The 12328-nt window shown below is 63.6% G+C and carries 14 protein-coding genes; 8 read left to right on the top strand and 6 right to left on the bottom strand.

Annotated elements, in window-relative coordinates:
- Positions 1-45: 45 nt before the first annotated feature.
- Positions 46-828: an enoyl-ACP reductase FabI gene (gene fabI / locus B552_RS0106655; RefSeq protein ID WP_019448229.1), complete on the top strand. Its 783-nt coding sequence runs from the start codon at positions 46-48 to the stop codon at positions 826-828.
- 66 nt (positions 829-894) lie between these two features.
- Here the strand turns inward: fabI and B552_RS0106650 are convergent, their stop codons facing one another.
- Positions 895-1785 carry a LysR family transcriptional regulator gene (locus B552_RS0106650; protein WP_026035393.1) on the bottom strand — a complete coding sequence of 297 codons (891 nt, stop codon included), beginning with the start codon at positions 1783-1785 and terminating at the stop codon, positions 895-897.
- 105 nt (positions 1786-1890) lie between these two features.
- On the opposite strand from B552_RS0106650, the gene B552_RS0106645 reads away from it, so the two are divergent.
- The 5 genes from B552_RS0106645 to B552_RS0106625 all read left to right on the top strand — a co-directional run bounded on the left by B552_RS0106645 (position 1891) and on the right by B552_RS0106625 (position 6776).
- Entirely contained in the window at positions 1891-3864 is a 1974-nt protein-coding gene (locus tag B552_RS0106645) for an alkyl sulfatase dimerization domain-containing protein (protein ID WP_019448227.1), read from the top strand.
- A gap of 174 nt (positions 3865-4038) precedes the next feature.
- Complete coding sequence (locus B552_RS0106640; RefSeq protein ID WP_019448226.1) at positions 4039-4317, top strand: metal/formaldehyde-sensitive transcriptional repressor; 279 nt, start codon at positions 4039-4041, stop codon at positions 4315-4317.
- A gap of 52 nt (positions 4318-4369) precedes the next feature.
- Positions 4370-5386: a CDF family Co(II)/Ni(II) efflux transporter DmeF gene (gene dmeF, locus B552_RS0106635; protein ID WP_035879524.1), complete on the top strand. Its 1017-nt coding sequence runs from the start codon at positions 4370-4372 to the stop codon at positions 5384-5386.
- A 220-nt stretch (positions 5387-5606) separates the two neighbouring features.
- On the top strand, positions 5607-6029 hold the full coding sequence (locus B552_RS0106630; RefSeq protein ID WP_019448224.1) for an Hsp20/alpha crystallin family protein: 423 nt from the start codon (positions 5607-5609) through the stop codon (positions 6027-6029).
- Between the two features lie 102 nt (positions 6030-6131).
- On the top strand, positions 6132-6776 hold the full coding sequence (locus B552_RS0106625; RefSeq protein ID WP_019448223.1) for a BON domain-containing protein: 645 nt from the start codon (positions 6132-6134) through the stop codon (positions 6774-6776).
- A gap of 42 nt (positions 6777-6818) precedes the next feature.
- On the opposite strand, the gene B552_RS0106620 is transcribed toward B552_RS0106625, so the two are convergent.
- The gene (locus tag B552_RS0106620) at positions 6819-8351 is read right to left on the bottom strand and encodes a thymidine phosphorylase family protein (protein WP_019448222.1); all 1533 of its coding nucleotides are present in this window, start codon (positions 8349-8351) and stop codon (positions 6819-6821) included.
- Positions 8352-8353: 2 nt separating this feature from the next.
- Positions 8354-8632, bottom strand: coding sequence for a DUF1488 domain-containing protein (locus B552_RS0106615; RefSeq protein WP_026035392.1), 279 nt, complete (start codon positions 8630-8632; stop codon positions 8354-8356).
- A gap of 205 nt (positions 8633-8837) precedes the next feature.
- Here B552_RS0106615 and B552_RS27265 point away from each other — a divergent pair, with 205 nt between their 5' ends.
- A complete protein-coding gene (locus B552_RS27265; protein WP_019448220.1) occupies positions 8838-9305 on the top strand; it encodes a hypothetical protein in 468 nt (155 codons plus the stop codon).
- A gap of 10 nt (positions 9306-9315) precedes the next feature.
- Here B552_RS27265 and B552_RS0106605 read toward each other — a convergent pair whose 3' ends face one another.
- Both B552_RS0106605 and B552_RS28795 read right to left on the bottom strand, forming a co-directional pair.
- Positions 9316-9963 carry a response regulator transcription factor gene (locus B552_RS0106605; protein ID WP_019448219.1) on the bottom strand — a complete coding sequence of 216 codons (648 nt, stop codon included), beginning with the start codon at positions 9961-9963 and terminating at the stop codon, positions 9316-9318.
- Positions 9960-10199: a hypothetical protein gene (locus B552_RS28795; RefSeq protein WP_157160202.1), complete on the bottom strand. Its 240-nt coding sequence runs from the start codon at positions 10197-10199 to the stop codon at positions 9960-9962. Before B552_RS28795 ends, B552_RS0106605 begins: the two co-directional genes overlap by 4 nt.
- A gap of 131 nt (positions 10200-10330) precedes the next feature.
- Here B552_RS28795 and B552_RS0106595 point away from each other — a divergent pair, with 131 nt between their 5' ends.
- Complete coding sequence (locus tag B552_RS0106595) at positions 10331-10900, top strand: hypothetical protein (protein WP_019448217.1); 570 nt, start codon at positions 10331-10333, stop codon at positions 10898-10900.
- Here the strand turns inward: B552_RS0106595 and B552_RS0106590 are convergent.
- Positions 10885-12243, bottom strand: a complete 1359-nt coding sequence (locus tag B552_RS0106590; RefSeq protein ID WP_019448216.1) for an MBL fold metallo-hydrolase — start codon at positions 12241-12243, stop codon at positions 10885-10887. The two genes, B552_RS0106595 and B552_RS0106590, sit on opposite strands and share 16 nt — an antisense overlap.
- Between the last annotated feature and the right edge of the window lie 85 nt (positions 12244-12328).

Here is a 12328-nt window from a genome sequence, read left to right as displayed (position 1 = left end):
TGCCCACGCATGAACACGCCCGTCCTCACATCACTTGGAGAATTTATGGGATTTCTGGCAGGTAAGCGGATCCTGATCACCGGCTTGCTTTCGAACCGTTCGATTGCATACGGCATCGCAGCAGCATGCAAGCGCGAAGGCGCAGAACTGGCATTCACCTATGTCGGCGAACGTTTCAAGGACCGCATCACGGACTTCGCCAAGGAATTCGGCTCCGACATGATCTACGAATGCGACGTGAGCAGCGATGAACAGATCGCCGCCACGTTCGCCGCGCTGGGCCAGCGCTGGGACAAATTCGACGGTCTGGTGCATTCGATCGGCTTTGCCCCGCGTGAGGCCATCGCCGGAGACTTCCTCGATGGGCTGTCGCGCGAAGGCTTCCGCATCGCCCATGACATCTCGGCCTACAGCTTCCCCGCGCTGGCCAAGGCCGCGCTGCCGCTGCTGAACGACAAGGCATCGCTGCTGACGCTGACCTACCTGGGCGCCGAGCGCGTGGTACCGAACTACAACACGATGGGCCTGGCCAAGGCGTCGCTGGAAGCCAGCGTGCGCTACCTGGCCTCCGCCGTCGGCCCGCGCGGCATGCGCGCCAACGGCATTTCGGCCGGCCCGATCAAGACGCTGGCCGCGTCGGGCATCAAGGACTTCGGCAAGCTGCTCAAGCACTTCGAGGACGTGGCCCCGATGCGCCGCAATGTGACGATCGAGGAAGTCGGCAACGTCGCCGCCTTCCTGCTGTCGGATCTGGCCAGCGGCGTGACCGGTGAAATCACCTACGTCGACGGCGGCTACAACATCGTCGGCACCGCTGTCGAAGAATAAGCCCGGCCCGCACCGTCCTGCGACCAAAGCTGCGACCAAAGCGCTCCACCACGGAGCGCTTTTTCTTTATGCCACCGCCACGATGGCGGCCACCGCCCGCTCTGCGGCCGGGGACAGCGTCCGCTGCGCCAGCCGCACGATTGCGAACTGCATTGGCACTTCGGGCATCTCGGGCACATCAAGCGGAATCAGCCGCCCAGCCTCCAACTCTTCCCGCACGGCGCGTGCAGGCGCCAGCAGCACGGCGTCGGCATGCTTCGCGAGGTGTGTCAGGGCCCGGAAGTCGTTGCTTTCGACCTGGAACGGCAACTCCTGGCCAGGCTTGCAGCGCAGCAGCTTGCGCAGCCGCTCGTGCGTCTCGGGCGGGAACACGACCGATGCCAGCGCCGCCTCACGCAGCGTTTGCAGTGAAACGGCCCGCCCCGCCAACGGATGCCCCGCCCTGACGAACATGCCACCCGCCTCCGCCGGCAGCCGCTGCACCTTGAGTTCGGCCACTGTCGGCACCGTGCTGTGCTCGACAACCGCAAAATCGATCCGCTCGGCCCGCAGGGCGTCCAGCAACGCCTGGGGATGACTGACTTCGGTGGCAATGCGCAGCTTCGGCCATTGCCGATGAAGCGCGCAGAGCATCTCCGGCAGCAGGATGGCCGCCGGAAATGCGCCGAGCCCGATCTGAACGCTGCCGATCTCGTGCTGCCTGACCAGCGTCAGGTCGCGGGTCAGGCAGTGCGACTCAAACAGGATGCGCCGCGCGCGCTCGGTAACCATGCGCCCCACGGCCGTCAGCGTCACGCCACGCGTGCCGCGGTCGAACAGCACCGCGCCGGCTTCTTCCTCCAGCGTCTGGATACTCCGCGTCAGCGCCGGCTGGCTCAAGTGCACGCGACGCGCCGCAGCCGCCAGCGAGCCCTCCTCCGCCACTGCAACCAGATGCTCTAGTCGTTTCAGGTTCATGTATGCGACAAATGCATTGCTGCGATACGAAATTTGCAATTGAATTATAGGCAGCCGGCGCATCCAATAGACGCTTTCCCAACCCAATCGCCCAGAGTCCACGCAATGCGTCTTGCCCGCTTCACCGTCTTTGCCTCTGCCGCGCTGACGATGTCCGTCGCGCTGGCCGGCCCGAATCCCGCCACACCGATCACCGAACAGTCGAATGCCGAATGGCTGCGGAAGCTGCCGTTTGCCGATCGGGCCGACTATGCGGACGCGCAGCGCGGCCTGGTGGCACGCTTTCCGGAGCGCACGATCAAGACTGCCGACGGCAGGGTGGCCTGGGATTTTGGCGCCTACGCGTTCGAGTCCGCGGCCGATGCGCCGCCCACCGTCAATCCGAGCCTGTGGCGCCTGGCCCAGCTGAACAACGAGGCTGGCCTGTTCAAGGTGACGGATCGCGTCTACCAGATCCGGGGCGCCGACCTGGCGAACATGAACATCATCGAAGGCGATACCGGTCTGATCGTCATCGATACGCTGCTGACGGCGGAGACGGCCCGCGCGGCGCTCGACCTCTATTACGCGAATCGCCCGCACAAACCCGTTGTGGCCGTCATCTACACGCATAGCCACGTCGACCATTTCGGCGGCGTGCGCGGCATCGTCAGCGAGGCCGACGTGAAGGCCGGCAAGGTGGAAATCATTGCGCCAAACGGCTTCATGGACGAAGCGGTCAGCGAGAACGTGCTGGCGGGCGGCGCCATGGGCCGCCGCGCGCAGTTCATGTACGGCACCAACCTGCCGACTGGCGCCACCGGCCAGGTCGACACCGGCCTGGGCAAGGCAACCGCGCGCGGCACGATCACGTTGCTGGCACCCACCACGTCGATCACCAAGCCGATCGAAACACGCCGCATCGACGGCGTCGACTTCGAGTTCCAGCTCACGCCGGGCACGGAAGCGCCTGCGGAAATGAACATCTACCTTCCGCAGTTCCGCACACTATGCATTGCCGAGAACGCGGTGCGCACCCAGCACAACCTGCTGACGCTACGCGGCGCGCAGGTACGTGATGCGAAGGGGTGGTCCTACTTCCTGAGCCAGGCGTTGCTGCGCTATGGCGACCGGACCGATGTGCTGATCGGCCAGCATCACTGGCCCACCTGGGGCCACGCACGGATCGTGGAGATGCTGTCCGACCAGCGAGACATGTATGCATACCTCAACGACCAGACGCTGCGGCTGATGAACCAGGGGCTGACACCGCTGGAAATCGCCGACACGCTCAAGACCCTGCCCGAGCCGCTGGCCAGCAAGTGGTACGCACGCGATTACTACGGCTCTGTCAGCCATAACGTACGCGCCGTCTATCAACGCTATCTTGGCTTCTACGATGGCAACCCGGCCCACCTGAACCCGCTGCCGCCCGAGGAGTCGGCCAAAAAGACGATCGAATGGATGGGCGGTGCCGACGCCGTACTGGCCAAGGCGCGCGACGCCTATGCACGGGGCGACTACCGCTGGGTCGTGCAGATCGGCAACGAGCTGGTCTTCGCCGACCCGTCCAATGCGGCAGCCCGCGCGCTGCAGGCCGACGCGCTGGAGCAACTCGGCTACCAGAGCGAGAACGCAACCTGGCGCAATATCTATCTGAGCGGCGCGCAGGAACTGCGCAACGGCGTCGACAAGAAACGGGCCGCCCCGCTTGGCTCACCTGACCTGGTGCGCGCGCTGACGGTACCGAACTTCTTCGATTATCTGGCCGTGCGCCTGAACGCGGACAAGGCCGCCGGCAAGACAATGACGCTGAACTGGCAGTTCACCGACCTGAAGCAGCGCTACGCCATGACGCTGCGTAACAGCGCGTTGACCTACGTGGCCGAAGCCCAGCACGCGCAGCCAACTGCCACGATCACACTGACCAAGGCCACGCTGGACCAGATCAGCCTGAAGCAAATCACGTTGCCGCAGGCGATGCAGTCCGGAGCGATCCGCATCGACGGCAACCCGCAGGCGGTGGCCGGTTTGTTCGGCATGCTCGACACATTCGATCCGGCGTTCAACATCGTCACGCCGCACGGATACCAGAAGTAGCGGAGGGGCGATCCCCAGAATGACGGCACGCGGAGACGGGATGGCAATGTGAATTAGACATTACTTACATAGGGCTGTACGGCCGGATTACCCTCCCTCTCCAGCTTCGCGCAAAGCTCATGGCAGTCAGGATCTGATAGTATCCCCCCCTATACTATTTCAGCCTTACCTGTCATGAGCCACACCATCCACGACAAGCAGAAGCTCATCAACCGCGTGCGCCGCATTCGCGGGCAGATCGATGCCATCGAGCGCGCCCTCGATGAGGAGAAGGGTTGCCTGGACGTCCTGCAGCAAATCACAAGCTGCCGTGGCGCCATGAACGGCCTACTGAGCGTCGTGCTGGAAGAGCACATCCGTTGCCACCTTGTCGACGCCGAGCCTGACAGGAACGACGGCGAAGGCGATTCCCGCGAGGTGCTCATCGAGGTGGTTCGGAGCTATTTCAAGTAAGGATTGGCGCCGCCAGGACGAACAGGACCACAGCACCTTCTCAGTCATTACCATGCAAACTCAGGATCTATCCCGGTGGACGCACTCCCACGTGTTCGATACCGGCAATCACGCCGCTGAGCGGGGTACCCGGCTCGTCATGCTGATCACCGCAGCCATGATGTTCGTGGAAATCGCGGCGGGCCTCTGGTTCAACTCCATGGCCCTGCTGGCCGATGGCTGGCATATGAGCTCGCATGCGCTGGCCATCGGGCTTAGCGCCTTCGCGTATGCCGCCGCTCGCCGCTATGCGAACGACGCGCGCTTTGCCTTCGGCACCTGGAAAATTGAAGTGCTGGCCGGCTTCGCGAGCGCTGTCTTCCTGCTCGGCATCGCCGCGCTGATGGTGTTTGGTTCCGTTGAGCGCATGATTACGCCGCAGGCCATTCACTACAAGGAAGCGATGGCCGTCACGGTCATCGGACTGGTGGTCAACCTTGCCTGCGCTCTCATCCTCGGTGGCGCGCACGACCATGGCCATGGACACCATCACGGCCAGCACCATGGCGCACATGCGCACGACGACCATGACCACGAGCACAAGCATCATGACCTGAACCTGCGGTCGGCCTACGTACACGTCCTGGCGGACGCCGCCACTTCTGTGCTGGCGATTCTTGCGCTGGGCGGCGGCTGGCTGTTTGGCTGGAGTTGGCTTGACCCGGTGATGGGCATAGTGGGTGCTGTGCTCGTTGGCGCCTGGGCATTCGGCTTGCTGCGGCAGACCGGCGTGGTCCTGCTGGATCGCGAGATGGATCACGACGTCGTCGAAGAGATCCGTGAGGTCCTGGCGACGTTCAACGTGGGAGACAGTGCCACGCAACTGGTCGATCTTCACGTTTGGCGCGTGGGCAAGGAGAAGTTCTCGTGTGCCCTCAGCCTGGTCACGGACGACGCGGCCTTGTCAGCCGCAAAGATCAGGCACGCACTCAGCATTCACGAAGAAATCGTGCACTTGACGGTCGAGATCCATCGCTACGGCGATGGCGACGAACGCACGCAAAGCGCGTTGGCACCTGCCTGTCACTGATCCCGATGCAGGCAGGCCAATGTCTGCCTGCGACAATCTCCGCCCCTCAAGGTCTCCCGACTACATGTGATCTCACCTGCATCGCCGCAGGCCACCCGGCAGCGGTGCAGCACAGCCCCCTGCCTCCGTTGATCCAGCGCAAGGGGCTCCGGATGCTGCGTGCCAGTATGAATTCGCACGAGGCATGACCTCTGCCAACTCAATCCAGCAGGAGATCACGATGAGCAACATCCGTCTTTACGATCCGTTCTCCATCGAGCCGATTGGCGACATGTTCCAGGGCATGCTGCGCGCAATGCGTGGAAGCGGAGAGCCCGGATTCGCCTTCAAGGTAGATGTGACGGAGTCCGACAAGGACTACACCGTGGTTGCCGAAATCCCCGGCGCGAAGAAGGAAGACATCAGTGTTTCCGTGGAGCGCGGCACGGTGATGATCTCGGCCAAGGTCGAGAAAGCCAGCGAAGAGAAGCAAGGTGAGCGCGTGATCCGGCGTGAGCGCTACAGCGGCAGCATGCAGCGGGCGTTCACCCTGGATACGCCGGTGGACGAAAGCAAGGTGGACGCCAGCTACGAGGATGGCGTACTGCGCGTCTTGCTGCCCAAGGCCGAAGCCACACCGCAACGAAAGATCAGCATTCGCTGACCATCGTCGCGAACCTCGCAGGGACTGTCGCCGCTGCGCGCGTCGCGCTACCGGCGGCATCCTTGCGCTCGCTGCAATGACGATCGATGCAGGAGAAGTGCTATGAAGACCGACTTGCAACTGAAGAAGGATGTCAGCGACGAACTCGAGTGGGATCCGTCCATCGCTGCCGCCGGCATCGGCGTCGAGGCGCAGAACGGCTACATCACCCTCACCGGGCATGTCAGGAATCTGCCGGAGAAGCTGGCGGCGGAACGCGCGGCCGAGCGAGTCGGAGGCGTCAAGGGCGTCATTGTGAAGCTGAACGTCGGGCAGCAGATGGAGGCCGGAGATGAGGCGCTTGCCAAGGCGTGCCGCGAAGCGCTGCAGGCGTATGTGCACGTTCCGGCGGATGACATCCGGCTTCACGTGGAGAAAGGTTGGGTGACATTGTCCGGCGATGTCCAGTGGGGCTACCAGCGCCACACCGCCGAGCATGTGGTGAGCCTGATCCGCGGCGTCAACGGTGTCCTGAACGATATCCGGATCACCCCGCGCCTCGCGCCCGAGGATATCGAGGGCAAGATTGATGCGGCTTTGCGCAGGCATGCCGAACGTGAAGCCTCGCACATCCACGTCAAGGCCGAGGCTGGCGTCGTCACGCTCGAGGGCACCGTGGACTCGCTGGCGGAGCGACGGGCAGCAGCCGGGGCTGCGTGGTCCGCGCCCGGCGTCTCGCAGGTGATCAACAACCTGCGCATTCGATAGGACATCGACAGAAATTCTCAGCGGAGCCGGCAGCGCCCCGCTTCAGTCGTCATCGATCCGGACTGCGGGATGCTGCGCCGCAAAGGCGGTAGCGTAGGCAAGCTCCCCGGAAGCCTGTGCATTCAAGGTGAACAGTGTCTGGCCGGCCGTCACCTTGTCGCCCAGGCGCACCTTCATCTCGATGCCCGCCTCAGGGTGCTCGGGGGCGCCGGCCAGCCGCGCAGCGCGCGCGATGCGCCGGCAGTCGATCTCGTGCACCTGCCCGGAACGGTCGGCCAGGATATCGTGGCGGAAGACTGCCTCACCGGGGGTTCTCAGCCCACCCTGGGCCTCGCAGATTGCCTGGAACTTCTGCCACGCCGCGCCACGTGAAAGTATCCTTTCAGCCTCTTCCCCCCCCTCCCCTTCGCGGCACACACCACAAAGCTCCAGCAAGGCGCCGGCCAGCATGATGCTGCGCGTGCGCAGATCAACCGGCGCCTGCGGCGCACACTGGAGCACCTCGAGCACATCGCGCGCTTCGAGCGCCGGCCCGACCCCGCGTCCGACGGGCTGCCTGCCGTCGCTCTGGACGATGGCCAGATGCAAGCCAAACACCTCACCGACGTGTTCGAGCATCGCACGCAGGCGTCCGAGGTCCTGCAAGCTGCGCACTTTTGCCGTCGGTCCTACCGGGACATCGATCAATACATGTGTGGAACCGGCGGCAATCTTCTTCGAGAGAATGGAAGCCACCATCTGTGCATCGCTGTCGAGCGCCAGTGCGCGCTCCACCCGGATCAACAGATCGTCTGCGGGGCTCAGAGACAATGCGCCGCCCCAGGCCAGTGCCGCGCCGGTACGCTCCACCACTCGCCTCATTTCCCTGGCATCGAGGGCCACGCGGGTCAGAACGGCCATGGTGTCCGCCGTACCCGCTGGCGATGTAATCGCACGTGACGAAGTCTTGGGCACCAGCAACCCGGCCGCCGCGGCAATCGCCACCACAATCGGCGACGTGCGATTACCCGGAACGCCGCCTACGCAGTGCTTGTCGGCCACTATCGGTGTGGCCCATTGCAGGGTCTCGCCCGCCTCGACCATCGCACGCGTCAGATCGGCCGTTTCACGCAGGCTCATGCGGCCGTTGGCACAGGCAGCGAGGAATGCGGCAATGTGAACGTCCGAATAGCGTTCCGCCGCGATGTCCGTGACAACCGCAGCCAGTTGTGCACGGTCCAGACGATGGCCGAAGATCTTGCTGCGCACGTCACGCAACGATTCCAGCGACGGCGCATGACTGATCCATACGGCATCTCCGGCACGCGCCTGCAGATGGTCGCAGGCGCTCCTGGAAAGGCTGGCCTCCTCCATGGAGAGCAGCACTGCATCCACGGTGTTGACCGTGGCAATCAGCGATCTCTGACCAATCCTTACCGTGACACGAGCCTGCGCGGAAAATCCCTCCGCCCGGCATACCGCGCAATCGCGGTTCAGGTAGACGACGTGTTCCTGCCAAGTATCGATGCCCAATGGCCGGAATGCCAGCGGCCCATTGTCATTGCATGGCGCGGTGGGCGTGCTCGCGGCCATCATGCCTAAATTGCGAAACGAAAATGGCCGCTATGCAGCACGACGTTGCTTGCGCCGGTCAACTCGAAGAGGCTTTTGGCAACCGATTCAATGTCCGGCTTGTGGCGCTCATACGCCGCCAGCAGGTCCTCGAACCGGTATGACCGTGCGCCGAAGTGATCTTCCAGCGCTTCTGCCGTAACGCCATACGACGCCAGGCTCCCGTCGACACGCACCGAGCACTGCAGGCTCGGGCCAGCGGGACAGTACGAGGGAGCTTGATTCAGGAAGTCTATCTGTCTCATGACGGGTCCGACGATGCGTTGGATGCGAGCGATTCCGGCAATCCGTGTCATTCCGGACTGCCTGTATCAACCCTAGCTTCCGGTGAACAGATGGGATTGATGTGTATCAAGCTCCCCGAATCCCTACGGCCTACGCTCGATCGAAAGAGGGTTGGGCATTACTGCCCGGCCATCCGAATCCGCTTCACCGACGAAACACCCGCTCATGCACCCATCGTTCTGCGTCAAGTCAGTCGCCGTTGCAATGGCGGCGGTCGCCGTCGCGGTCGCCGTCGTCCACGCGCAAGTGCCCTCGCCCGAGATTCGCGAATCGGGCGGCGTCCCCTACGTCTCGGGCGGCGTTGGCATCGACGACGTCAGCCAGATGAAAGCACTGGCCCCCGGGTTCAACGTCCGGCTTCGGTTCGCGGACGAATCGAATGGCAACTCGCTTTCCGATGTATTGATCGTGGTGCTGGATGAGAGGAATGAACGCGTGCTCCGCGTGCGCACTGAAGGTCCGCTTCTCTATATGAAGCTGCCACCGGGCCGCTATCTCCTGGCCATGGCGTATCTGGACAGTGTCCGTCAGTTGCCAATCACTGTCGGGCGTACGCCGATGCAACTGACGATCGGCTTCCACGTGGAGGACGTTGACGTCTCATTGCAGCGCGGTCACGACAGTTCGCGTTAGCGCAGTGACTTTATAGATCCTCGTCGGAGTCGAACAGATGATTGCGCATCGCGTATCGCACCAGCGCGGCGTCGCTTGCCAACTGCATCTTCTCCATCAGGCGCATCTTGTAAGTGCTGACGGTCTTCGCGCTCACGCATAGGGCCGACGCGATACTGGTGAGCGGTTCGCCCAGCACCAGGCGCCGATACACCTCCAGCTCCCGGTCCGACAATCGCATGTGCGGTGCCTCGCCACGATGGTCCTGCAAGCTCGTGGCAATTTTTTCGGCGATGGCCATGCTGACGTAGGTTTCCCCATTGGCGACCTTGACGATGGCGGAGACCAGCTCGGTTGCGGCGCTCTCCTTGGTCAGGTAGCCGGCCGCGCCGGCCTGGAATGCGCGCACGATGTATTGCTCCTCGGCGTGCATGGTGAGCACGAGGATGCGTAACGCCGGATGCTGGTCGCGCAGCAGGCGAATCAGTTCCAGCCCGCTTCGGCCAGGCATGGACAGGTCGAGCAGCAGCACCTGCGGTGAGGACTCGCGCACCAGTGAGAGCACCTGCGTGCCGTCGGCGGCTTCCGCGACGACCTCGAACCTGCCGGCCCGCTCCAGAATCTGTCTCAATCCGTCGCGGACGACAGCGTGATCATCGGCAATCATTACGCGCGTCATGCTTTGGCCTCTACCCCATGCGGCGGGATGGTCACGATCAGCAGGAATCCGTCTCCCGGTTCGCTTTCGATCGTGGCGGCCACGTCCTCCAGTCGCAATGCCCGGGACTCCGGTGCGGTGTCATCACATCTGAACGAAATATAGGGCAGCAAACGGCGTCCGCAATCGGAGGAGCACACGCCAGCAATCCCTTGCCGGGTGTTGCTGGAATTCTTCAGAATCCCGGTGTTGTGCATCGAACCACACTTTCCCCTTTGCATCGGCAACGCCCCCCGGATTGATGCGTATCAACCCTCTTTCCGGGTCCGTGCATAGATTGAGCAGTAGCCAATCGTTGTTGCCGCTGTTACCTGACGGGGGAGCCGAGATGCCTGAACGTTCCGAAGACTGCCTTACCGAGCAGCACCTGCGCCTCTTTGGCGGCATCGTGCACTGGTTCGCGCGCCACGAAATCCTGATGGAGGATGTCATGTCCGCGGTCTCCGGCGCCAGCCGGGCCGACGTCATGCTGCTGACGCGCCGTCTGGATTTCAATGCGAAGCGCGAAGCGCTGCTGGATCTTCTACGCCACCACGGCACGCCCGTGGACAAGTTCGACCGGATTTGTGCGTATCTGCTGGTTCCCCATACCCAGATGTCCCTGTGGCGCGACATTGCACATTCCACCTGGCGCCCGGGCAGGCATCTGGAACTCATCCAGCCGAACTGGATCCTGAATCTGCCCGCAACGATCAGGCCGATCACGGATGACCTCGATGAACCAAGCGAGCGACAGATGTCGCGCGACGACCGGGAACTGACCTACTCGATCCAGGACCTTCAGGACGTCGAAGGCATTCTGGCGGCGAACTATCGCGCGCTGTCCGAGTTCCTGCATGAGGCCGGGCTTCTGCCGGCAGCCAGCGGCGGCCGCCAGGCCGCTCATTCCAGCGAATAGGACTGCCGGTACTCCGGCATCGTGACGGGCCAGCGGAGTTCCCGCTCGATGTGCTGCCGCATGGCATCGCTGGCGTGCGGCTCGCCGTGCACGACAAACGTGCCGCGCGGCGCGCCGCCGAATCCTTTCAGCCAGGTCATCAACTCCGCCGCGTCGGCGTGCGCGGAAAGGTTCTGGATCTGGGCCACGTCAGCCCGCACGCCGATATCCTTGCCATGCATGCGAACCACGCGCCCGCCAGCGGCAAGCATTGCACCGCGCGTACCGGCGGCCTGGAATCCGGTCAGCAGAATGGTATTGCGGGGATCGGGTCCGAAGCTCTCCAGATGATGCAGCACCCGGCCGCCCGTCGCCATGCCGCTGCCCGCGAGGATGATCTTCGGTGTACGGTCGCGGTTCAGCCAGATGGACTGGTCGACGCTTTGCACGGGCGTCGCCAGCGCGCAGGCTGCGGTGCAGGCCGCGCGATCGATACGCAGTTCCTCGGCGTGTCGCGCGAAGATCTTGGTAGCTTCCGCCGCCAGCGGACTGTTGAGGTAGACGGGAACGTCCGGTATGCGCCCGAGTTCGCGTAGCCGATACAGGCAATACAACAACGACTGGGTGCGGCCAACCGCAAACGCAGGGATCACGAGCGTACCGCCCCGCCCGATCGTGCGTTGGACGACGTCGCACAGCGTGTCCAAAGGATCCTCGGCCGGATGAAGCCTGTCCCCGTAGGTGGACTCCACGAGCAGCCAGTCGGCCTCGCGCACGGGCTCGGGCGCAAGCATCACTAGATCCCGTTGCCGGCCAAGATCACCCGAGAACACGATACGCTGACCGTCAACATGCACGGTCACGCTAGCTGCGCCAATGATGTGACCGGCCCGGTGGAACTCCACATCCACGCCGGCCGCTGCCGAACAGCGAGTCCCATAAGGAACCGGCTCGAGCCTGCGCAACGCCCGGGCAGCATCGGCACTCGTGTATAGCGGCAGCGCCGGATGGTGCCGGGAAAACCCCTTGCGGTTCGCGTAAATCGCATCTTCCTCGGCCAGCGCGGCACTGTCTGGCAGCAGGATGCCGCATAGCTGCGCGGTGCCCATCGTGCAGAACACGCGCCCCCTGAAGCCATTGCGCACCAGCAAGGGCAGGTAGCCGCTGTGATCGATATGCGCGTGGGTAAGCACCACCGCATCGAGGCTGGCGGGATCCACCGGAAGCGGGTCCCAGTTGCGCAGGCGCAGGGCCTTGAATCCCTGGAACAGCCCGCAGTCGACCATGACCCTGCTGCGGCCTGTATCGAGCACGTACCTGGAACCGGTTACGCAGTCGGTGGCGCCCAGGAACTGCAGTTTCATGACAGCCCCCGATCCGGCGAGTTGGAAACCAGCGGCCGGGCCGCAATCCGCCCGGATGCACCATGCCGCGCGGCGTCAGGCAGCA

This window comes from Cupriavidus sp. BIS7 (assembly GCF_000292345.1).
GTDB lineage: Bacteria > Pseudomonadota > Gammaproteobacteria > Burkholderiales > Burkholderiaceae > Cupriavidus.
This window is presented reverse-complemented; position numbering and strand designations above follow the sequence as displayed.